The sequence below is a fragment of the Hamadaea flava genome (assembly GCF_024172085.1).
In the GTDB taxonomy this organism is placed as follows: Bacteria; Actinomycetota; Actinomycetes; order Mycobacteriales; family Micromonosporaceae; genus Hamadaea; species Hamadaea flava.
Genome location: NZ_JAMZDZ010000001.1, coordinates 2,438,754 through 2,459,400, shown reverse-complemented (window position 1 = coordinate 2,459,400; position 20,647 = coordinate 2,438,754). Strand labels below are relative to the sequence as shown.

The following is a 20,647-nucleotide window of genomic DNA, read 5'->3' as shown; positions in this document are numbered from 1 at the left end:
GGGCGGGCTGCGGCGCGGCAGCCCGCCCGGTACCCTCCGGCAGTGAGCGACAAATGGGTCGACTTCCTGCGGTATCTCGCGCTGATCGGCGTCTACGTGTTCGGGGCGACGATCCTCGCGAATCTCGTGCTCCGCGTACGCCGATTGGCTCCCACGCGGCGGACGCTCGCCAAGATCCCCGAGTACGCCCTCGCCTGGCGGGCGCTGTCCCGTGGTGAGTACGCCGAAGGGCTGGACCTCGCCTGGCGGGCGTACGAGGAGTGCCGAGAACTGACGGCGGGCCGTCGCCGGAATGCGCTGGCCTGCTGCGAAGTGCTGCTCGGCACCGCGCTGCAGGAAGCCGGCCGCCACGAGGAGGCCCTCGTCTACCTGCGGCCCGCCGAGGCGACGCTCGCGAAAGCGCGAGAGTACGACGGCGGAATCGTGCGGGGCGCGTACGGGGCCGGGGTGCTCGCCCTCGCCGAATCACTATCCGAATTGGACGATCGAGCTGAGGCGCTGGCGGCGACCGAGCGCGCCCTCCACTGGCACGTACGCCACGGCCGCCGCCGTCATTCGATGCCGTCGTACCACGCCGCGCTCTACCTCCACGGCCGGGAACTGCTGCGGAGCGCGCAGGTCACCGAGGCCGCCCGGGCCGCGCGTACGGCGTTGGAAGCTCGGCGGGCCACGACCAGCGATCCGGACGTGATCGTCGCGTTGTGCCTCGCCCTCACCGCCGAGATCGCCGTCGCGAACGACCGCCCCGAACTCGCACTGCCGGTCGCCGAAGAAGCCGTCGCACACAGCCGGATGCTGTCGGCCGCCCCAGCGGCACACCGTGCCGCGCTGGCCGAGGCGCTCACGATCCACGCCCGCGTCCTCGGCGCGCTCGACCGCCCAGCCGAGGGCCTCGCCGCGATCACCGAGTCCGTCGAACTGACCCGCAAGCTCGCCGAGGAACTCCCCGACCGCTATCGATCCGCCCTCGCCGCCCGCGAGACGACGATGGCCGACCTCGCGAGCAGCGACAACGAGCGCACCCGATGATGCGCCTGTTCCGCCGCAAAGACGACATCGTCCAGCCGCCGCACGAGCTCATGAGTGCCGCGCGATCCAACGAGCGGGCCGACTACCACGTTGCTCTTGATCTGGTCGGCGAAGCGCGCGGCCGGTTCGCCGGCTTCTTCGGCACCGATGTGCGGTCTAGCGCGATCGCCGAGGCGCTGGCCGACGCGGAAGAGGGTCTCGCGCTCGCCGCGCTGGAGCGGTACGCCGAGGCCGAGCCGCTCCTGTCGGCCGCGACGGAGGAGTTGGCGGAGCGCCCTGGCGGCATCGCTCAACCGCGCCTCGTCATCTTCTTCCTTGGCCTGGCCCAGACGCGGATTCGGCTGCACCGTCCGCAGGAGAGCCTGGCGGCGACCGAGTGCGCGTCGAAGCTCCTGGAGTCCGCCGATCTGAGCGATCCGCAGCTCCGCTACGCGCGCGCGAGTTGTCTGATTCTTCGCGCCGAGATCGAGCGGATGTCGGAACGGCTGGAAGCGGCGTTGGCGTACCTTGACGCCGCGGTCGCAATCGCCGAGCCGGACGCCATCACGCTGGCGATCTGCCACTCCGACCGCGCGGGCATCCTGTATCGCCTGGGCTTGGCGCCCGAGATGGAAGCGAACGCTAGGCAGGCCGTTGACCTGCTGGGAGATGTCCGTGAATCGTCGCTGGTCGTGCTGAAGGCGTACCTGAACGCCCAGCGGCTGTATTGTCTGGCGTTGCACGCTCAACAACGTCATGCGGAGACGCTGGAGATCTGGGAACAGCTGCTCCCGGTCGCGAAGCAGACCAGCGAATACCTGGGCCGGCCACACGATCTCGCCGAGGCTTACACCGACTATGCCAACGCGCTGGACGAATGCGATGTGCGGTTGGACGAGGCGGCGGCCCTTCTGGACCAGGCGGACGCGATATTGCCGCCGGAAGACGAGAGCCGGGCGGCTCACTATCTGCGGCTGAACCTGCTGGGAGTCCGAGCCGAGAATCTGCAGAAACGTGGGCGCCCGGCGGAGGCGCTGGTCGCTGCGGAACGCAGTCTGGCCTCCCACCGGAGGTACTACGAGGTGACCTCGCCGGAGGAGCAGGCCCGGGGGATGGCGGAGATCACGCGGCTTCGGGACCGGCTCGCCGAGCAAGCCGGCACTTCCCAAAGTCTGGCAGAGTGACAGTCATGGACGCGTACGACGCCGTGGTGGCGCAGTGGCCCGTCGAAGTCGAGACGCTCGATCTGGAGTCGCGGTTCGGCACGACCCGGGTCCTGGCGGCCGGTCCTGCGGTCGGAGAGCCGTTGGTGCTGCTCCATGGGGGTGGCGCTACGTCGTCGGTGTGGTTCGCCGATGTCGAGTCGCTGGCGCGGGAGCGCCGGGTGTACGCCGTCGACCTCATCTGCGACGCCGGACGTAGCCGACCCCGGCGGGGCGCTGTGCGTACCAGAAGGGATGTCGCGGGCTGGTTCGCCACGGTGCTGGACGGATTGGGCGTGGAACGAGCCGATGTGGCCGGGCATTCCTACGGAGCGTGGGTGGCGCTCGCGGCGGCGGTGGAGACGCGGCGCGTGCGGCGGCTCGCGTTGATCGACCCGACGACCTGCTTCGCGCCGATGGCGCGTGGGTACGTGCGGCGCAGCCTGCCGGCCGTGGTCTTCGGCGGCGAGCGGCGGTGGCGGCGGTTCTTGGAATGGGAGACCGGCGGCCGCGCGCTGGACCCGGCCTGGCTGACCTTGGTGGCGACGCGGGCGCAGGGGCGCAACCGCGCGAAGGTCGTGCTGCCGAAGCGACCGTCCGATGAGGAGCTTCGTGCCCTGGACGCGCCGGTGCTGCTGGTGCTGGGCGGGCAGAGCCAGGTGCACGACGTCACCGCCGTACGCGAGCACGCCGAACACGTGCTCCGGGAGGTCAGCGTCGTGATGCTGCCCGACGCGACCCACCACACGCTGCCGCAGCAGCACGCGATCGAACTGGATCCGTTCCTGCTGGACTTCTTCGCCAAACACGACCCGATCGCTGTCACGCCCCGCTGACCGCTTGCCCGCTCGCCGCTCGGCCGCTGGCTGCTCCTCCACTGGATCAGGGATCCGTGTCGAATCTTGGTCCAAGATTCGACCCATAACCCTGATCCAGCGCCAAAAAGCGAAGCGAGCGCCAAAAGCGAAGCGAGCACCGAAAGCGAGCGCCGTCAAGCGTGTCAGGAGCGGCCGAGCAGTGTGCCGGCGGCGCCGAGCACGACGCCGAACGCGCAGACCAGCCGCCGCCACATGTCGCGCTCGCCGAGCAGTCGCGCGCCGAGGAAGACCACGAGGACCACGCTGACCTCGCGCAACGGGGCGATGACCGTCACCGGCGCGAGGGTGAGCGCGGTCAGGATGAGCATGTAGGAGGCGGGGGAGAAGATCGCCGTGCCGAGTGCGCTCTTCCAGTGGTCGCGCCAGACGTCGCGGAGTTGGGCTCGGCGGCGGACGAGTACGGGAGAAAGGGCCAGCGCACGCAGGGTGTCGGTGCCCCAGTTGACGAGGATCGGCGGGATGGCGGCGGCCGTCACCGCCTGCTTGTCCAGCAGTGTGTAGGCCGCGATGAACACGCCGACGAGCAGGCCGTATCCGATGCCGCTGCTCGCTTTGCGAAGGCCGAGCAGCGCCACGCTGACCGAGAGCGCCAGGATGCCGGCCCAGCCGAGCAGCCCGGGCTGTTCGTGCCAGGCCAGCACGGCGACGCTGCTGGCCAGCAGCGGGCCGGTGCCCCGCGCGACGGGGTAGACGACGGACAGGTCACCGACGCGGTAGCCCCGTTGCAGGGTGAGGAAGTAGCCGGTGTGCAGGACCAGGGCACCCCCGATGAACAGCGGCGTGCGCCAGTCGAGCGAGGTCCACGCGGTCCACAAGGTCCAGATGCCCAGCGGCGCCCAGAGGATGGCGGCGACCGCCGACCACAGCCCGACGAAGACCGGCCCGCTGGCGCTGCCCGCGCGCTTGGCGAGCAGGTTCCAGCTGGCGTGGCAGAGGACCGAGGCGGCGACGAGCGCGAGCGCGGTGGGCGGCATCAGCGCCGGCCGAACGGAACGCCGGCCATCGTGCTCACGTCCTGGCCGAGCACCGCCAGGACGTGCGGTGCGACGTCCGCGTGGCACACCCGCGCCGCGTCGGCTGGGACACTGGGCCCACTCGCCGCGATCCAGGCCTGCTTCTCCCAAGTGGTACGCCCACCGTGGCCGCCTTCGTCCCGATGGCCGTGATCGGTGACCACGATGACGGTCAGGTCGTCGAGGTGGGCGACGGCGTCGAGGACCTGGCCGATCTGGGCGTCCGCCCGCTCGACGGCGGCGAGGTACTCGGGGCCCGTGCCGACGGCGTGCGCGACCTCGTCGGGCGCTCCGATGTAGACGAACGCGGCGTCGTACGCGCCGGTGCTGAGCGTACGGGTGGCGTCGTCGACGACGAGCTGATCGGCCTCGGCGTGCCCGAGCGCTTCGCCGTCGGCGTACGAGAGCCGGGTCGGGTCGGTGAACAGCGGTCCGCCGGACGTGCCGGTCGCCAGCGGCGCCCAGGTCAGGGCGGCGTACGTGCGGAGTCCCGCGCGCTTGGCCAGCGTCAGGAAATCCGGGAAGACGGCCAGCCGATTCCCGGCGAACTTGTTGCCGAAGACCCCGTGCGCCTCCGGCCACATGCCGGTGGCCACCGTCGTCCAGCACGGGCCGGACAACACCGGCGCGGACGTGCTGACCTCGAAGGAGCTGAAGAACCCGGCCTCGGCGACGGCGTCGATGCGCGGGGTGTGCGCGGCGGCGAGGGTGTCGAGGCGTACGCCGTCCACCCCGAAGACGATCACGTGCGGCACTCGGCTCCTCGTCCCTTGCCCGACCGGCGACGTTCCCGTCAGCGGCGTTCCCGTCAGCGGCGTTCCCGTCAGCGGCGCTCTCGTTAGCGGCGCTCCCGTTAGCGGCGCTCCCGTTAGCGGCGCTCCCGTTAGCGGCGCTCCCGTTAGCGGCAGATCACGGATATGCATGCGATCTTGGCGGCCGGAAGCATGCGTATCCGTGATCTGCAGCAGATCGGAGGCGATGGTAATCGGTTACTGTGGGCGGGGGCAAGGGGGCGGGTGGGCAAGGGGGCGGGTGGGCAAGGGGGCAAGGGGGCAAGGGGGCGGGTGGGCAAGGGGGCGGTGGGCAAGGGGGCGGGTGGGGGGTCAGGGGTGGAGGCGGCGGTAGAGCTTGCGCATCCCGCCGAGCCAGCGATCGGTGTCGGTGACCCGGTTCAGCGAGTACTGGGCGACCTCGGGATGCGGCAGGATCAGGAACCGCCCCTCGTCGATGGCCTCCACGACCCGGTCGGCGACCTCGGCCGGCTCCAGCAGCGGGGCGGCGGCGAGCGTCGCGGAGTCCGCGGGCGCGCCGTCGAGCAACGGCGTACGCACGCCTTGCGGGCACAGGCAGGAGAAGGTGACGCCGGTGTCGCCGCCGTAGCGGATGGCGAGCCATTCGGCGAGCGCGACCGCGCCGTGCTTGCTGACGGCGTACGCCGCGACGTCGAGTTCGGTCAGCAGCCCGGCGGCGGAGGCGGTGACGAGGAAGTGCCCGCGGCCCCGTTCGACCATCCGCGGCAGCACGGTACGCGCGGCGTACAGGTGGGCGAGGACGTGGACGCCCCAGGCCAGTTCCCAGTCGGAGTCGGTGCCGAGCCCGGGCGGCGTGGCCACGCCCGCGTTCGAGCACCAGATCCCGATCGGTCCGAGTTCGTCCTCGATGCGGTCGACCGCGCGGGCCACGGCCTCTTCGTCGGTGACGTCGAGCCCGATCCCGCCGTGTCCCTCGCCGAGGGCGTACGCCGCCCGAGCGGCGCGAGCGCCGTCGAGGTCCGCCAGCACGACTCTGGCCCCGTCCGCGGCGAACCGCTGGGCCAGGGCCAGGCCGATGCCACTTGCTCCGCCGGTGACCACGACGATGCCGTCGGTGGGCTTGTAGTGCGCCATCGCGACATCATTCCAGGTTCAGGTAAATCCCTCCGGCGAAGGCTCCGTCGTGGAGTTCGAGCCGGTCCGGCTGCGCGCCGGCCGGGAGGCTGAACCGCAGCGCCATCACGCGTTCCAGCCCGGGCGGGACGGCGAGGGTGAAGGGGTCGCCGTAGTTGGCCGCGAGGACGGCGGCCGGATCCGGCTCGACCCAGGTTTTGTCCGATGTGTACAACCGCTGCATGGTCCGATAGAGCTGAACGGGCTGGTCACCGGCTCGGATCGACAGGGTGACATCGCACGTCGTGGTCTTGCCCTTGGTGCAGCTCGCCGAGTAGATCGTGAAGTGGGCGGTCCCGTCGGACGCCTCCTGACCCACCTCGGCCTCGGACTGCGGCCCGTTCCAAGCGTGTGCCCGCACGCCCTGCGCGTTCTCCACCGCGGCCGCCATCCGCGGCACGAACACCAGCAACGCCACCGCGCTCACCACGATCACCGCGACCGCGGCCAGGCCCACGGGCACCCACCAGGCGGGCTCTCGACTGGGCCGCTCCGGTTGCGCTTCGCGGATCGTTCGCGCTTCGTCGGCGGGCCGGGTTTCGCGGGCCGGTCGTGCCGCGCGGCGTTGCCAGGCTCGCCGGCCCAACCAGACGAGTACGCCGAGCGCGGCGACCAGGGCCACGAACGGCAGCCAACGGCGCCACCAGGGCGCTTCCGGACCCGCCACCGCGACGACGTCGGCGGCGGCGCAGTCGAGCAGGCGCCCCGACGCGGCGTCGTTGACGCAGGCAGTGGCCGGCTCGGACGCGTGTGGCACGGGCAGCGCACCAGAGCTCTGGAGCGTGGTCTGCGCCTTCGGCGCCACCTTCGCCGACCAGACCACGCGGTCACCGTCCACTTTCGCGCCGTCGGCGACCAGACTGGTCGTGCCGTCCGGCATACGCTGGATCACGGTGGTGGTCATCGGCAGCGCCGAGGTGTTGGTCAGCACGATCTGGTAGACCGTGTTCGCGCCGGCGGACTGGGTCTCCAAGGCGACCTGGACCGGCGCGTCCGGGACGGCTGCTGCGGGTGCGGAGACTGGGGCCGCGGCCGGCAGAAGCGCCTGGGCGACGGCCACCCCGAGAGTCAGGATCGTCATAGCGATGGTGACGCTGCCACCTTCAGTACGCCGAATCCCGGGTTTGTCCAATCCCACCCGCTACCGGCGGGTCTCGCTTAGGGTGGCCCGTTACCAGCGGTTGTGCACGAGTGGCCGGATCAGTTCGTCGTAGACCTCGGCGACACCCTGCTGCGCCTCGGCGCTCAGCGGCGCGAGATCGGCAGCGGCGGCGTTACCGTGGGCCTGCTCGGATGAGCGGGCTCCCGGGATGACGACGCTGACCCCGGGCTGATCGACGATCCAGCGCAAGGCGAACTGCGCCATCGTCGCACCGGCCGGCACCAGCGACCGCAGCCGGCCGACGGCTTCCAGCCCGACCTCGAACGGCACGCCGGAGAAGGTCTCGCCGACGTCGAAGGCCCCACCGTGCCGGTTGAAGTTCCGATGGTCGTTCGCGGCGAACGTCGTGTGCTCGTCGTATCGCCCGGACAGCAGCCCGCTGGCCAGTGGCACCCGGGCGATGATCCCGACCCCGGCCGCCTGAGCGGCGGGCAGTACGCGCTCCAGCGGCTTGAGCCGCAAGGCGTTGAGGATGATCTGCACGGTCGCCACGTTGGGCCGGGCGATCGCGGTCAGCGCCTCGTCGCAGGTCTCCACGCTCACCCCGTACGCCGCGATCCGCTTCTCGGCGACCAGCGTGTCCAGGGCGTCGTAGACGGCGTCGGAGGCGTACACCGGGGTCGGCGGGCAGTGCAGCTGGACCAGGTCGAGCGTGTTCGTCTGGAGGTTCTCCCGGGACCGGTCGGTCCAGCGCCGGAAGTTGTCCAATGTGTACGCCGACACCTCCTGCGGCACCCGACGGCCCATCTTGGTCGCCACGGTCAGCCCCGGGCGGTCCTGGACGAACCTCCCGACGATCTGCTCGCTGCGGCCGTCGCCGTAGACGTCGGCCGTGTCGATGAAGGTGACGCCGGAGTCGACGGCGGCCCCGAGCACCTCGGCCGCGTCGTCCTCGGCGACCTCGCCCCAGTCGGCGCCCAGCTGCCAGGCGCCGAGCCCGACCTTGCCGACGATGCGGCCGGTACGCCCCAGGATCGCGGTCTCCACGTCCCCGACTCTACCGATCACATGTTGATCATGTGGCCGGACAGGCCGTGAATCGCCTCCTTGACCGCCTCGCCGAGGGTCGGGTGGGCGTGCACGTTGCGGGCGACCTCGTGCACGGTCAGATCCCAGAGCTGGGCCAGGGTCAGCTCGGGCAGCAGCTCGGTCACCTCCGGGCCGATCAGGTGCGCGCCGAGGATCTCCCCGTGCTTGTCGTCGCTGATGACCTTGACGAAGCCGACCGTGTCGCCGAGCCCGTTGGACTTGCCGTTGGCGGAGAACGGGAACTTCGCGACCTTGACGTCGAAGCCACGCTCGCGGGCCTGCGCCTCGGTCCACCCGAAGCTGGCGATCTGCGGCTGGCAGTAGGTCGCCCGCGGGATCATGACGTAGTCCAGCTCCATCGTCTCCGCGTCGCCGATCGTCTCGGCCGCGATGATGCCCATCGCCTCGGCGGCATGCGCCAGCATGAGCTTCGCGGTCACATCCCCGATGGCGTAGATGTGGGGGACGTTCGTCCGGCACCGGCCGTCGACGTCGATCGCGCCGCGCTGCGTCAGGCGTACCCCTGCCTTCTCGAGACCGTAACCCTCGACGCGGGGCGCGAAGCCGATGGCCTGGAGCACCTTGTCGGCCTCGAGCACCTGCTGTCGCCCGTCCTTGGTGACCGTCACGCGGACCTTGGGGCCGCTGTCCTCGATCGCGTCGACCCGGGTGCCGGTGTGGATCTCGACGCCCATGCGCTTGTAGCGCTTGGCCAGCTCGGCCGAGACCTCCTCGTCCTCCAGCGGGACGAGCCGGTCGAGGAATTCGACGATGGTGACCTTGACCCCGTAGTTGTGCAGGACGTACGCGAACTCGACGCCGATCGCGCCGGCCCCGGCGATGATGATGCTCCCGGGGAGCTGGTCGGTGAGGATCTGCTCCTCGTAGGTCACGACGCGCTCGGAGAGCCGGGTGCCGGGGATCAGGCGGGTCACCGATCCGGTGGCGATGATGCAGTTGTCGAACGTGATCCGCTCGTCGCCGACCTGCAGCGTGTGGTCGTCGAGGAAGGTGCCGCGCGCGTTGTACTGCGTGATCGAGTTCTTCTTCATCAGGAAGTTGACGCCCTTGACCCGGCCGTCGGCGACCTTGCGGCTGCGCTCGAACGCCGCCGTGTAGTCGAACTTCACCGTGCCCTCGACCTGGATGCCGAACAGCTTCTGCTCGTCCCGGAAGATGTGCGCCAGCTCGGCGTTGCGGAGCAGGGCCTTCGACGGGATGCAGCCGATGTTGAGGCACACGCCGCCCCAGAAGCGTTCCTCGACGACGGCGACCTTCTTGCCCAGTTGGGCGGCGCGGACCGCCGCGGTGTATCCGCCGGGCCCGGCGCCCAGCACGACGACGTCGAAGTGCTCACTCATGATCGCCAGATTACCCCGCCGAAGGGGCGCTTTCGCCGCTAAGCGGCTGCCTCGGCCATGGTCCGGGTGTGGACGTGCTCGATCAAGGTCACCAGCAGCTCGCGGCCGGCGCGCGGGTCGCGGACGTCACACTGGACGACCGGTACGCCCGGCCGCAGCGCGAGCGCGGCCCGCACGGTCGGCAGGTCGAACGACTGACGGCCGAAGAACGGGTTGACCGCGATCATGAAGGGCGTGCCGCGCTGCTCGAAGTAGTCGATGGCGGCGAAGCAGTCGCTCAGCCGGTTGGTGTCGGCGAGCACGATCGCCCCGAGGGCGCCTAGCGCGACCTCGTCCCACAGCGGCCACAGGCCTTCCTGGCCCGGCGCGCTGAACAGGTAGAGGACGAGATCCTCGTCGAAGGTGAGCCAGCCGAAGTCCATCGTCACCGTGCTCGATCGGCGTACGCCGGTGCGCGGGTCCTTCGTGGTGTAGACCTCTTCGGTGTGCAGCGGCGTGATCTCGCTGACCGAACCGACCAGGGTGGACTTGCCGGCGCCGAGGCCGCCCGCGACGACGACCTTCAAAGAGGTCGGCACGGCGTAAGCGGGGCTGCTGCCGTCTTCGCGAAGTCCGGAGACCATCGATCACCGCCGGTAGTGGGTTGTCCTTGCGGACCTGACGTCGAACGCGGTGATATTACTCCCGCGCGACACTCGCGCCCCCGCAAGGCGGCAGGTGTCATCGCGATTCTCACAACGTTTCGAGATGTGTGAGTCCGTTGTGGACCGACCCTACCAGGGCATCTGGTTCGCGCAATGGGTAGCTGTCCGGTTTCCGCAGACCGTTACAGGGTCACGGCGGAACCTGACGCGATGCCCTCGCGATGTCCGCCGTCGAGCAGCCACGCCTGCGATCGGCCCCAGACGGTCCACTCGCGGCCGTCGCCGACCAGCGCGGTGTCCTCGTCGATCCCGACTGACCGCACTTCTGGCGGCTCACCCGAGAGGCTCCCCGGCGTCCTCATGCCCTCGCGGGGTCGCAGCAGCGGCCGCAGCATCAGATTCGGCATCCGGCCCAGGAACTTGTCGAAGTGCGGCAACACCCGCAACCCCGGCACCAGCCCCAGACCGGGCGCGCCGGCCTTGGTGGGATGCCGGATGTCGGGGACCCAGCCGCCGAAGGCCATGGCCCCCGCGCTGCACCCGGCCAGCGCGGCGCCGTTCTCCCACAACGTGACGATGGCCGCCCACAGTTTCGTGTCGCGGAAGGTCTCGGTGAGGTAGAGCGGATTACCGCCGGAGAAGTAGATCAGGCCGGGCGTCTCCCGGGTGAGCTCCTCGACGAACGCGGGATCCTCGGCGTCCTGCCGGGTACGCACGACCAGCGGCACCGGCTGGGCGTCCAGCTTCTCGGCATGCCGCTGGCCCAGCGAGATCCAGCGGTTCAGGCTGCCGTCGCCCTCGGGCGCGGCGGCCGTCGGGATCTGGACGTACCGCCGCGGACGCCCGTCGAGCAGGTGCTTGTCGACGTCGAACATGGCGTCGGTGTACTCGCCGGAGCCGACCAGGGCGATGGGTCCTGCCATGCGATTCAGCGTACTGCGCGGACTCGCATTTCCCGCGGATCACGGTTACGCATGCCTCCGAACCCATGGGAGGCATGCGTAACCGTGATCCGCAGCTATCAAGTGGGGTGGGGGAGGCGGACGGTGAAGGTGGTGCCGACGCCGACCGTGCTCGTCACGTCGATCGTGCCGCCGTGGTCGCTGACGAGTTGCCGGGCGATGGCCAGCCCGAGGCCGCTGCCGCCGCGTTTCCGGGCCGGGTCGGCCCGCCAGAGCCGGTCGAACACGTGCGGCAGATCGGCGGACGCGATCCCGCGTCCCGTGTCGCTCACCGCCACGGTTGCGGCCGAGCCGTCCGCCGTGACGGTCAGGGTGATCCGGCCGCCGGCCGGGGTCGCGGTGATCGCGTTGCGGAGGAGGTTGCCCAAGACCTGGCGAAGCCGGTCCGGGTCGGCGTACACGGTCGGTTCGCCGTCGGTGCGCACTTCCACACTCAGCCCGGCCGCCTCGGCGACGGCGGCATGGGCCGTCCGCACGGTCTCCGCCAGCTCGGCGATATCCACCGTCGTCCGGTGGTACGCGAGCACGCCGGCCTCGGCCATCGCCAAGTCCTGCAGGTCGTCCACGATGCGCTGCTGCAACAGGGCTTCCTCGTGCAGGGAGGCGAACAGCTCGCGGCTCGGCGGCATCACGCCGTCTTCGAGCGCCTCGAGATAGCCGCGCAGGTTCGCCAGGGGCGTACGCAGTTCGTGGGCCACGTCGGCGATGAGCTGTCGCTGCCGTTCCTCGCTGGCCGCCAGCGACCCGGCCATGCGGTTGAAGGCCCGCGCCAGTTCCGCCAGCTCGTCGTGGCCGGTGACCGGGACGGGGTCGGCCCGGCCCTGCGTCGCCATCGCGCGGGAGGCGGTGGTGAGCGCGCCGATGGGCCGCAGCACCCGGCGGCTCAGCAGGACGGCGCTCACCGCGGTGACCAGCACGACCGCAGCCGCTGCCAGGCCGATGGCCCGCGCCGGGATGCCCCGGGCCGGGACCTCGTCCAGCGCGCCGAGATAGACCTGGACGGGCTTTGGGGCGTACGCCGCGAGGTCCTCGTTCAGCAACCCGATCAGACAGGAGCCGTCCTCGTCGCGATTCAGGCACTCCTTGCCCCGGGTGTCCATCGGCCCCCGCGGCCGGTCGGATTCTTTGGCTCGGCGGTTGCATGCGCTGCGGGTCGCCTCCGCACCGCCGATCATCTCGAAGTACGGCGGCTTGCCCTTGGTCTCGACGACACGTACGTCGGCACCGGCTTCGGCGGCGCAGGCCGTCATGATCCAGCCGCGGTAGAAGTTGTCCGCGACGGTCATGACGAATCGGAATCGGCCGTATGCGTCCAAGCCGGACGGGAAGCCGACGACCGGGCGGGCATCCACCAGCGACGGAGCGCCGACGGTCGGCCGGGCGGTCCGGCCGGCGAGCACGTCGGAGTCGGCGAGGACGGCCCCGGAATCGGCGACCACGCGGATGCGCTGGTTGAGCCGTCCGGCCAGGGTCCGCACCGGATTCTCGACGCCGGACCAGGTCGGATGCGTACGCCCATAGGCGGCCAGCTCGGCGACCGCGTCCTCGACGTCGCGATGGCTGGCCGCGACGTAGCTCGTCAGGGCTTGGTTGGCCTGTTGCAGGGTCAACCAGGCGGTGGCGGCCGACGACGTCGCCACCAGCACCACCGTCAGCAGGAGGACCCGCAGCCGGAAACTCATGCCGCGACCTGCCCCGGCGAGCCCGGCGAGCCCGGCGAGATCCGGTAGCCACGGCCGTACACGGTCTGGACGTAGCGCGGCGCGGCCGGATCGTCCTCGATCTTCCGGCGCAGGTTCATCACGTGGGCGTCGACCGTCCGCTCCTCGACGTAGTGGTCGAACCCGAACGCCCGGTCGATGATCTGGGCGCGGGTGAAGACCCGGCCCGGTTCGGCCGCCAGCACTTGCAGGATGCCGAACTCCTTGGCGGTCACGGCGACCGGGCGGCCGGCGACGCGTACCTCGAACCGGCCGGGGTCGACGGTCAGCTCGCCGACCGTCAGCACCTCTTCCTCCGGCGACGAGATCCGCCCGGACCGGCGCAGCAGCGCGCGTACGCGGGCGGTCAGCTCCCGGGGGCTGAACGGCTTGGTCATGTAGTCGTCGGCGCCGATGTCGAGGCCGAGCAACAAGTCGTCCTCCGCGCTGCGCGCGGTCAGCAGCAGGATCGCCACGTCGGACTCGGCTCGCAGGATGCGGCACACGTCCAACCCGTCGACCAGCGGCATCATCACGTCGAGCACCACCAGGTCCGGCCGGTACGCCCGGCTCCGGTCGAGCGCGGCCCGGCCGTCGCCGACCACGAGCACGCTGTGCCCCTCCCGTTCGAGGTAGACCCGCAGCAGGTCGGCCTGCTTGCGGTCGTCCTCCGCCACCAGTACGCGCGCTCCCATGCGGGCCACCTTATGCGGGCCGTGAACATGGCCGGTAGCTGCGGCAACAGCGCCGCATGCCGCCCGCACAGGTTCTTCACAAGATCTTCATGACCGGGGCCCTAGCGTCCGTCGCCGTGAAGATCACACGAATCCTCGCGGTGGCGGCGCTCGCGACCGCGCTCGCCGGGTGCGGCCAGAGCGGTGAAGACCCGAAGGTGGCGAGCGCGGGCGGCAGCCCGACCGTCGCCCCGACCTCCGACGTCGTCGGCGCGTACGTGGAGGCAGTCCGGGTGTATGTGACGTGCCTGCGGGCCGAGGGCTTGAAAGTCACCGACCCCGACGCCAAAGGCCGGTACACGTTCGAAGGCGACCTGCGCAAACTCAAGGCGGACCCGAAGTTCCGCGCCGGTCAGCAGAAGTGCGGCGGTCTGCTGCCACCGGTGCCGGCGGAGTTGCAGGAGAAGACGGTCCTGACCGCCGAGGAGATCGAGAACGCCCGCAAGTACGCCAAGTGCATGCGGGACAACGGGATGCCAGAGTTCCCCGACCCGGGTCCGGACGGGTACTACCCCGAGGACGGGCCGTATGCCGGAAGCGGTTCGGACGCCGATCTCCGGGCGCAGGTCATCTGCTCGCCGATCATCAACGGGGGCGTGCGGACCGATCCCAGCAAGGCCCAGGGATGAGGCGCTCCGTCGTCGTGGCCGTCGCCGTCGCCGTCGTGGCGGGGGCGGCGGCCTGGGCCTCGGTCGGCTTCGGCGGCGGTACGCCCGACGCGGCCGGGACCGAGCCGAGCCGGGCCGAGAACGTGCCGGTCAAGCGGGAGACTCTGGTCAGCTGGGTGACGATGGACGGGCAGATGGGCTTCGGCCTGGCCCAGCCGATCGCGAGCACTGCGGCGGGCACGGTGACCTGGCTCGCTACGCCGGGCACGACAATCACGCGGGGCAAGCCGTTCGTCCGCGTGGACGACAAGCCCGTGGTCCTCCTCTACGGACAGCTGCCGATGTATCGGGATCTGCAGGCCGGCGTCGAAGGCGCCGACGTCGCCCAGTTCGAGACCAACCTGAAAGCGCTCGGCTACACCGGGTTCACCGTCGACAAGGAGTTCTCGGCGTCCACCACGACGGCGGTCAAACGCTGGCAGGCCGACCTCGGCCTGCCCGAGACAGGCGTCGTCGCGGCCGGTCAGGTCGTGTACGCCCCCGCCGCCGTCCGTGTCGCTCAGCAGCTCGTCCGGCTGGGCGCGGCCAGCCCGGGCGACGTGGTGTCGGCGACCGGAACAACGAAGATGATCACCGTGTCGGCGCAGACCGCCGACGCCGGTTGGGCCGTACGCGCCGCGAAGGTCACGATCGAGCTGCCCGACGGGACGACGGCCGAAGGCAAGGTCGACTCGATCGGAGACGCGCCCGAGTCGGAGGGCCACGGTCCCAGCGTGACGATTCTCGTCGCGGTCGCCGACCAGCAGGCGCTCGGCCGCCTCGACCGGGGCACGGTCACCGTCCGCCATGCCGCCCAGGAACGCAAGGACGTGCTGACCGTGCCGATCGCGGCCCTGCTCGCCCTCGCCGAAGGCGGCTACGGCGTGGAGGTCGTGGACGGCGGGAAGTCCACCGTGGTGGCGGTCCGGGTGGGCTTGTTCGCGGGCGGCCGGGTCGAGATCACCGGCAGCGGCGTAGCCGAGGGCACGACGGTCAGGGTCCCAGCATGAGCATGAGCACGCCCGCGGTCGAGCTGCGGAACGTGTCGAAGGTCTATCCGGGCGGGGTCTCCGCCCTCGCCGACGTCGACCTCACCATCGAACGGGGTGAACTGGTCGGCATCGTCGGCCGCAGCGGGTCCGGCAAGTCCACCCTGCTCAACCTGCTCGGCACCCTCGACCGCCCGACCACCGGCAGCGTACGCATCGACGGGCGCGAAGTCGGCGTACTGCCGGACAAGCAGCTGTCCCGGCTCCGGGCCGACGTCATCGGCTTCGTCTTCCAGCAGTTCCACCTGGCTTCCGGCGTACCAGTGCGGGACAACGTGGCCGACGGGCTGCTGTATGCCGGGGTCCCACAGCGAGCCCGGCGGAACCGGGCCGAGGAGGCGCTGCGGAGCGTGGGTCTTTCGCACCGGCTGGACCACCTGCCGAACCAGCTCTCGGGTGGCGAGCGGCAACGGGTCGCGATCGCGCGGGCGATCGTGGGGGAGCCGGTGCTGCTGCTGGCCGACGAGCCGACCGGCAACCTCGACAGCGCCTCCGGCACGACCGTCCTCGGGCTGCTCACCGACCTGCACGCGGCCGGCACGACGGTCGTCGTCATCACGCACGACCGCCAACTCGCCGAACAGCTGCCCCGGCGGGTCGAGCTGAGCGACGGGCGGATCGTGCACGACTCCCACCAACTGTCAGGAGCGTCATGACCAGGTTGAGCCCGGCCGACGTCGCCCGGCTCGGCGCGAGCGGCCTGCGGTCCCGGCCGCTGCGGGTGTTCCTGTCCGCGCTGGGCATCGCCATCGGCATCGGCGCGATGCTCGCGGTCGTCGGCATCTCCTCGTCCAGCCGCGCCGACCTCGACCGCACACTCAGCCGACTCGGCACGAACCTGCTCACCGTCGCGCCCGGCAGCACCCTCGGCGGCGACGACGCGAAACTCCCGGTCTCGGCCACCGCGATGGTCGGGCGGATCGCCCCGGTCGAGGCGGTCGCGGCCACCGGCCTCGTGGACACCGCCGTCTACCGCAACGATCACATCCCGCCGGGGGAGACCGGCAGCATCTCGGTCCTCGCCGTCGACAAAGACCTGCCCGGCACGGTCCGCGCCACACTCCGCACCGGCTCGTGGCTCACCGACGCCACCGCGCGGGTCCCGGCCGTCGTCCTCGGCTCCCGCGCCGCCGCGCGACTCGACATCCGGTCACCCGGCGCGCTGGTCTGGCTCTCCCAGCAGTGGTACGCCGTAGTGGGCGTCCTGAATCCGGTACCCCTCGCGCCCGAACTGGACAGCGCGGCGCTCATCGGCTGGGCCTCGGCCCAGCAGTTCGCCAGGTTCGACGGCCACCCCACCAAGATCTACGTACGCGCGGTGGAAAGCCAGATCGCGCAGGTCAGATCGGTCCTCGGGCCGACGGCGAACCCGGCGGCCCCGAACGAGGTCGCGGTCTCCCGCCCGTCCGACGCGCTCGCCGCCAAACAGGCGACCGACTCGGCGCTGACCGGACTGCTGCTCGGGCTCGGCGGCGTCGCCCTGCTCGTGGGCGGCGTCGGCGTGGCCAACACGATGGTCATCTCCGTCCTCGAACGACGCTCCGAGATCGGCCTGCGCCGCGCCCTCGGCGCCACCCGAGGCCAGGTACGCCTCCAGTTCCTCGCCGAATCGCTGCTGCTCAGCCTGCTCGGCGGCGGCGGCGGGGTGGCTCTGGGCATCCTCGTCACCGGGGTGTACGCCGCCACCCGGGACTGGCCCTCGGTCATGCCGCTCTACGCCACCTTCGGCGGACTCGGCGCGACCCTGATCATCGGCGGCATCGCCGGCCTCTACCCAGCGGTACGCGCCGCCCGAGTCACCCCCGCCACCGCCCTAGCCACCGCCTGACCCCACCCCTCCGCCCCCGCTCGCCTCCCGTGGCTTTCCGCGCGATCATGAACTAACGGTCGTGATCAACCGGCGTGTCGTGTCCGCAGCGCCCTGATCAACTCCCTCACCGGGTGATCAACTCGGCGTCGGGCGGGCCGGGATTAGCGGCTGGCGGGGGCGGGTATGGCAGCGCCATGGACGAGGTCACCACCACGGAGCTGACCGGGGCGATTCCCGCCCAGGACCTCAGCGACGGCGAGTTGTTCAAGGAGCTGGAGAGCCTGCACCGGACCCGGCATGACACGTTCCTGCACGGCTCGCCCCAGGCGCTGGCCCACCACACCGAGCGGATGGTCGAGTTGGAGAACGAATACCTCCGGCGGTTCCCGGAACGGGCGGTCGATCCCGACCGGTTACGGCCGGAGGGCTGATCCGGTGCGTGATGATCATCACTCGACATTGACCGGTTCAAATCACCTGACAAGTGTCGGGGGACGCGGTTAGGGTTCGTTCGTGGGAGGACCTACCGATCGGTACGCCGAACATGACCGCGCGAAACGCGCGCTGCTCTCGGCGTACGAGGCGTTGCCACCGGGCGCTCCGGTGAAGCTCGCCAAGAAGACGTCGAATCTGTTCCGCTTCTCCTCCTCCGGCAAGCCGTCGGCGCCGGGGCTGGATGTGAACTCCTTCAGTGAGGTGCTCAGCGTCGACCCGGTGACCCGGACCGCCGACGTGCAGGGCATGGTCACCTACGAGAAGCTCGTCGACGCGACGCTGGCGCACGGGCTCATGCCGTTCGTCGTGCCGCAGCTCAAGACGATCACCCTCGGCGGGGCGGTGGCCGGGCTCGGGATCGAGTCGACCTCGTTCCGCAACGGACTGCCGCACGAGTCGGTGCTCGAGATGGAGATCATGACCGGTGACGGCCGGATCGTGACGGCCACCGCCGACAACGAGCACGCGGAGCTGTTCCGCGCGTTCCCGAACTCCTACGGCACGCTGGGCTACTCGCTGCGGCTGAAGATCGAGCTGGAGCCGGTGCAGCCCTATGTCGAGCTGCGGCATCTCAAGTTCGACGAGGCCGAGGCGTGCTGGGCGGCGATGGCCGAGATCTGCGCCGCCGGCGAGCACGACGGCCGGCCGGTCGACTTCATCGACGGCACCGTGTTCGGGCCGGACGAGATGTATCTGACGCTCGCCCGGTTCACCGACGTCCTGCCGGACGGCACCGGCACGGTCAGCGACTACACCGGGATGTCGGTGTACTACAAGTCGCTGCGCGAACGGTCGGTCGACCACCTCACCGTGCACGACTACATCTGGCGGTGGGACACCGACTGGTTCTGGTGCTCACGTGCCTTCGGCGTACAGAATCCGAGGATTCGCAGGCTGTGGCCACAGCGCTACCGGCGGTCGGACGTCTACCGGAAGATCGTCGCGTTCGACCGGCGGCACCAGCTGACGGCGCGGCTGGCCCGGCTGCGCAAGCAGCCGGCGCAGGAGGCCGTGATCCAGGACGTCGAGGTCCCGGTGACGGCCGGGCCGAAGTTCATGGACTTCTTCCACCGGGAGATCGGCATCGAGCCGGTCTGGCTGTGCCCGCTGCGGCTGCGCTCCGGCCAGGCGTGGCCGTTGTATCCGCTCGAACCCGGTGAGCTTTACGTCAACGTCGGCTTCTGGTCGACGGTGGACCTTCAGCCCGGTCAAGCCGACGGCTTCCACAACCGGCTGATCGAGGAGGCGGTGACCGCGGCGGGCGGGCATAAGTCGCTCTACTCGACGGTTCACTACGACCAGGACGAGTTCTGGCGGCTCTACAACGGCGAGAAGTACGCGGCCGTCAAGGCGGCGTACGACGGTGAGCGCCGGCTGCCGGATCTCTATGAGAAGTGCGTGCGGATGGGGTGAAGGGGGAAACATGGGTGTAGCGAACGCGGTCGGCTCCTTCCTGGGCCGGGCGCCGGGCGTACGGATCACGGCGTTCGACGGCAGCAGCGGAGGAAACGCCGACGCGCCGGTCACCGTCGAGATCAGATCGCCGCGGGCACTGAACTACATCGCGACGGCCGCCGGGAGCCTCGGCCTGGCCCGCGCTTACATCAGCGGTGACCTGGAGGTCCAGGGCGACCTCTACACCGCCATGACCAGCCTGACCGACCTGGACTTCGACATGTCCTGGCCGGCCCGGTTCCGGGCGCTGCGGGAGCTGGGCGGGCTGAAGCTGCTCAGGCCGCCGCCGATCCCGCCGATGGAGGTCAAGCTCCGGGGCCGGCGTCACTCCAAGGCCCGCGACCAGGCCGCCATCGCCCACCACTACGACGTCTCCAACAAGTTCTACGAGTGGATCCTCGGCCCGTCGATGGCGTACACCTGCGCCGTCTATCCGACCGCGACGTCCACCTTGGAAGAGGCGCAGTGGGCCAAGCATGACCTCGTCGCGCGCAAGCTCGGCCTCGAGCCCGGCATGCGGCTGCTCGACGTCGGCTGCGGCTGGGGCGGGATGGTCATCCACGCCGCCCAGCACTACGGCGTACGCGCCGTCGGCGTGACGCTGTCGCGGCGGCAGGCCGAGTGGGGTCAGAAGGCGATCGCCGACGCCGGGCTGACCGAGCTGGCCGAGATCCGGCATCTGGACTACCGGGACGTGCGCGAGGAGCAGTTCGACGCGATCAGCTCGATCGGCCTGACCGAGCACATCGGGCGCGCCCAGCTGCCGGGCTACTTCGGCAGCCTCTACAGCCGGTTGCGGCCGGGCGGGCGGCTGCTCAACCACTGCATCACGCGGCCCAACAACCTGGAGCCGGCGATCCGGGAGCGGCAGTTCATCAACCGCTACATCTTCCCGGACGGCGAGCTGCACGGCGTCGGCCATCTCGTGTCGCAGATGCACGACGTCGGCTTCGAGGTACGCCACGAGGAGAACCTGCGCGAGCACTACGCGATGACGCTGAACGCGTGGTCGGCCAACCTCGACGAGCACTGGGACGAGGCGGTCGCCGAGGTCGGGCAGGCACGGGCGCGGACGTGGCGGCTCTATCTGGTCGGCTGCCAGATCGGGTTCGAGCGCAACAACATCCAGTTGCATCAGGTGCTGGGCGTGAAGCTGCACGCCGACCAGTCCAGCGGGATGCCGCTGCGGCCCACCTGGGGCGCCTGATCCAGTTCCTCGGCGGGGTCGCGGTCGTCCGCGGCCCCGCCGTTCCCACTCGAAGGCCGTCAGAACAGCGGGCTGCCGCCGGGCTGGCGACCGACAGCGGCCTCGATGCGGGCCAGGGCTCCCCGGATCTGGCTCAGTTCGGCCAGGACGGCGCCGTCGCCGGTGGACGGTCTCGGTGGCCCCGCGTACTCGCCGGCGGCGGCGCGCAGCCGCGCGATCTCGTCGTAGAGCGCGGTGACCGTGTGCTCGACCGCGTCGAGGAAGGTGTCGACGTCCTCCTCGTCATAGCCTCGCTTGCCGAACGCCGGCTTGCGGAAGGCGACCTGGCGGACGTCGTCCGGCGTCAATAGCTGCCCCATGAGCGCA

21 protein-coding genes are annotated in these 20,647 nt (G+C 70.6%); 10 read left to right on the top strand and 11 right to left on the bottom strand.

Annotated elements, in window-relative coordinates:
* Window positions 1-42 precede the first annotated feature (42 nt).
* From HDA40_RS11585 to HDA40_RS11575, 3 genes are read left to right on the top strand one after another with little or no spacing between them, the layout of a single operon-like run.
* Window positions 43-1,029 carry a hypothetical protein gene (locus tag HDA40_RS11585; RefSeq protein WP_253754864.1) on the top strand — a complete coding sequence of 329 codons (987 nt, stop codon included), beginning with the start codon at window positions 43-45 and terminating at the stop codon, window positions 1,027-1,029.
* Window positions 1,026-2,192 carry a hypothetical protein gene (locus tag HDA40_RS11580; protein ID WP_253754862.1) on the top strand — a complete coding sequence of 389 codons (1,167 nt, stop codon included), beginning with the start codon at window positions 1,026-1,028 and terminating at the stop codon, window positions 2,190-2,192. The genes HDA40_RS11585 and HDA40_RS11580 overlap by 4 nt, the downstream gene beginning before the upstream one ends.
* 5 nt (window positions 2,193-2,197) lie before the next feature.
* Window positions 2,198-3,046, top strand: a complete 849-nt coding sequence (locus HDA40_RS11575) for an alpha/beta fold hydrolase (RefSeq protein WP_253754860.1) — start codon at window positions 2,198-2,200, stop codon at window positions 3,044-3,046.
* Window positions 3,047-3,210: 164 nt separating this feature from the next.
* Here the strand turns inward: HDA40_RS11575 and HDA40_RS11570 are convergent, their stop codons facing one another.
* From HDA40_RS11570 to HDA40_RS11525, 10 genes are all read right to left on the bottom strand, one after another.
* Window positions 3,211-4,062, bottom strand: coding sequence for a DMT family transporter (locus HDA40_RS11570; RefSeq protein WP_253754858.1), 852 nt, complete (start codon window positions 4,060-4,062; stop codon window positions 3,211-3,213).
* Entirely contained in the window at window positions 4,062-4,856 is a 795-nt protein-coding gene (locus HDA40_RS11565) for an alkaline phosphatase family protein (RefSeq protein WP_253754856.1), read from the bottom strand. The genes HDA40_RS11570 and HDA40_RS11565 overlap by 1 nt, the downstream gene beginning before the upstream one ends.
* Window positions 4,857-5,204: 348 nt before the next feature.
* Window positions 5,205-5,987 (bottom strand): SDR family oxidoreductase, encoded by a 783-nt coding sequence (locus HDA40_RS11560; protein WP_253754854.1) that lies wholly within the window; start codon window positions 5,985-5,987, stop codon window positions 5,205-5,207.
* Between the two features lie 7 nt (window positions 5,988-5,994).
* The gene (locus HDA40_RS11555; protein WP_253754852.1) at window positions 5,995-7,107 is read right to left on the bottom strand and encodes a DUF4352 domain-containing protein; all 1,113 of its coding nucleotides are present in this window, start codon (window positions 7,105-7,107) and stop codon (window positions 5,995-5,997) included.
* 90 nt (window positions 7,108-7,197) lie between these two features.
* A complete protein-coding gene (locus HDA40_RS11550) occupies window positions 7,198-8,175 on the bottom strand; it encodes an aldo/keto reductase (RefSeq protein WP_253754849.1) in 978 nt (325 codons plus the stop codon).
* Between the two features lie 17 nt (window positions 8,176-8,192).
* Window positions 8,193-9,578, bottom strand: a complete 1,386-nt coding sequence (gene lpdA / locus HDA40_RS11545; protein WP_253754847.1) for a dihydrolipoyl dehydrogenase — start codon at window positions 9,576-9,578, stop codon at window positions 8,193-8,195.
* 38 nt (window positions 9,579-9,616) lie between these two features.
* Window positions 9,617-10,201 (bottom strand): GTP-binding protein, encoded by a 585-nt coding sequence (locus HDA40_RS11540; protein ID WP_253754845.1) that lies wholly within the window; start codon window positions 10,199-10,201, stop codon window positions 9,617-9,619.
* 203 nt (window positions 10,202-10,404) lie between these two features.
* Window positions 10,405-11,145 carry a Type 1 glutamine amidotransferase-like domain-containing protein gene (locus HDA40_RS11535; protein WP_253754843.1) on the bottom strand — a complete coding sequence of 247 codons (741 nt, stop codon included), beginning with the start codon at window positions 11,143-11,145 and terminating at the stop codon, window positions 10,405-10,407.
* A 98-nt stretch (window positions 11,146-11,243) separates the two neighbouring features.
* Complete coding sequence (locus HDA40_RS11530; protein WP_253754841.1) at window positions 11,244-12,866, bottom strand: sensor histidine kinase; 1,623 nt, start codon at window positions 12,864-12,866, stop codon at window positions 11,244-11,246.
* Window positions 12,863-13,579 (bottom strand): response regulator transcription factor, encoded by a 717-nt coding sequence (locus tag HDA40_RS11525; protein WP_253754839.1) that lies wholly within the window; start codon window positions 13,577-13,579, stop codon window positions 12,863-12,865. Before HDA40_RS11525 ends, HDA40_RS11530 begins: the two co-directional genes overlap by 4 nt.
* A 116-nt stretch (window positions 13,580-13,695) precedes the next feature.
* On the opposite strand from HDA40_RS11525, the gene HDA40_RS11520 reads away from it, so the two are divergent.
* The 7 genes from HDA40_RS11520 to HDA40_RS11490 all read left to right on the top strand — a co-directional run bounded on the left by HDA40_RS11520 (window position 13,696) and on the right by HDA40_RS11490 (window position 20,281).
* A complete protein-coding gene (locus HDA40_RS11520; protein WP_253754837.1) occupies window positions 13,696-14,247 on the top strand; it encodes a hypothetical protein in 552 nt (183 codons plus the stop codon).
* Window positions 14,244-15,275, top strand: a complete 1,032-nt coding sequence (locus tag HDA40_RS11515; protein ID WP_253754835.1) for a peptidoglycan-binding protein — start codon at window positions 14,244-14,246, stop codon at window positions 15,273-15,275. The genes HDA40_RS11520 and HDA40_RS11515 overlap by 4 nt, the downstream gene beginning before the upstream one ends.
* 2 nt (window positions 15,276-15,277) lie before the next feature.
* On the top strand, window positions 15,278-15,970 hold the full coding sequence (locus HDA40_RS11510) for an ABC transporter ATP-binding protein (RefSeq protein WP_253763609.1): 693 nt from the start codon (window positions 15,278-15,280) through the stop codon (window positions 15,968-15,970).
* A complete protein-coding gene (locus HDA40_RS11505; protein ID WP_253754833.1) occupies window positions 15,967-17,142 on the top strand; it encodes an ABC transporter permease in 1,176 nt (391 codons plus the stop codon). Before HDA40_RS11510 ends, HDA40_RS11505 begins: the two co-directional genes overlap by 4 nt.
* A gap of 176 nt (window positions 17,143-17,318) precedes the next feature.
* On the top strand, window positions 17,319-17,555 hold the full coding sequence (locus tag HDA40_RS11500) for a DUF6158 family protein (protein ID WP_253754831.1): 237 nt from the start codon (window positions 17,319-17,321) through the stop codon (window positions 17,553-17,555).
* Between the two features lie 82 nt (window positions 17,556-17,637).
* The gene (locus tag HDA40_RS11495; RefSeq protein WP_253754829.1) at window positions 17,638-19,032 is read left to right on the top strand and encodes an FAD-binding oxidoreductase; all 1,395 of its coding nucleotides are present in this window, start codon (window positions 17,638-17,640) and stop codon (window positions 19,030-19,032) included.
* Window positions 19,033-19,042: 10 nt separating this feature from the next.
* Window positions 19,043-20,281 (top strand): SAM-dependent methyltransferase, encoded by a 1,239-nt coding sequence (locus HDA40_RS11490; protein WP_253754827.1) that lies wholly within the window; start codon window positions 19,043-19,045, stop codon window positions 20,279-20,281.
* A 59-nt stretch (window positions 20,282-20,340) separates the two neighbouring features.
* Here HDA40_RS11490 and HDA40_RS41440 read toward each other — a convergent pair whose 3' ends face one another.
* Window positions 20,341-20,640: a DivIVA domain-containing protein gene (locus HDA40_RS41440; RefSeq protein ID WP_275978220.1), complete on the bottom strand. Its 300-nt coding sequence runs from the start codon at window positions 20,638-20,640 to the stop codon at window positions 20,341-20,343.
* Window positions 20,641-20,647 lie beyond the last annotated feature (7 nt).

Excerpts from the sequence above, each read along its gene's own strand:
- HDA40_RS11580 (WP_253754862.1), top strand. The coding sequence starts at position 1,026 with ATGATGCGCCTGTTCCGCCGCAAAGACGACATCGTCCAGCCGCCGCAC.
- HDA40_RS11575 (WP_253754860.1), top strand. The coding sequence starts at position 2,198 with ATGGACGCGTACGACGCCGTGGTGGCGCAGTGGCCCGTCGAAGTCGAG.
- HDA40_RS11570 (WP_253754858.1), bottom strand. The coding sequence starts at position 4,062 with ATGCCGCCCACCGCGCTCGCGCTCGTCGCCGCCTCGGTCCTCTGCCAC.
- HDA40_RS11560 (WP_253754854.1), bottom strand. The coding sequence starts at position 5,987 with ATGGCGCACTACAAGCCCACCGACGGCATCGTCGTGGTCACCGGCGGA.
- HDA40_RS11555 (WP_253754852.1), bottom strand. The coding sequence starts at position 7,107 with ATGACGATCCTGACTCTCGGGGTGGCCGTCGCCCAGGCGCTTCTGCCG.
- lpdA (WP_253754847.1), bottom strand. The coding sequence starts at position 9,578 with ATGAGTGAGCACTTCGACGTCGTCGTGCTGGGCGCCGGGCCCGGCGGA.
- HDA40_RS11540 (WP_253754845.1), bottom strand. The coding sequence starts at position 10,201 with ATGGTCTCCGGACTTCGCGAAGACGGCAGCAGCCCCGCTTACGCCGTG.
- HDA40_RS11535 (WP_253754843.1), bottom strand. The coding sequence starts at position 11,145 with ATGGCAGGACCCATCGCCCTGGTCGGCTCCGGCGAGTACACCGACGCC.
- HDA40_RS11530 (WP_253754841.1), bottom strand. The coding sequence starts at position 12,866 with ATGAGTTTCCGGCTGCGGGTCCTCCTGCTGACGGTGGTGCTGGTGGCG.
- HDA40_RS11525 (WP_253754839.1), bottom strand. The coding sequence starts at position 13,579 with ATGGGAGCGCGCGTACTGGTGGCGGAGGACGACCGCAAGCAGGCCGAC.
- HDA40_RS11515 (WP_253754835.1), top strand. The coding sequence starts at position 14,244 with ATGAGGCGCTCCGTCGTCGTGGCCGTCGCCGTCGCCGTCGTGGCGGGG.
- HDA40_RS11510 (WP_253763609.1), top strand. The coding sequence starts at position 15,278 with ATGAGCACGCCCGCGGTCGAGCTGCGGAACGTGTCGAAGGTCTATCCG.
- HDA40_RS11505 (WP_253754833.1), top strand. The coding sequence starts at position 15,967 with ATGACCAGGTTGAGCCCGGCCGACGTCGCCCGGCTCGGCGCGAGCGGC.
- HDA40_RS11500 (WP_253754831.1), top strand. The coding sequence starts at position 17,319 with ATGGACGAGGTCACCACCACGGAGCTGACCGGGGCGATTCCCGCCCAG.
- HDA40_RS11490 (WP_253754827.1), top strand. The coding sequence starts at position 19,043 with ATGGGTGTAGCGAACGCGGTCGGCTCCTTCCTGGGCCGGGCGCCGGGC.
- HDA40_RS41440 (WP_275978220.1), bottom strand. The coding sequence starts at position 20,640 with ATGGGGCAGCTATTGACGCCGGACGACGTCCGCCAGGTCGCCTTCCGC.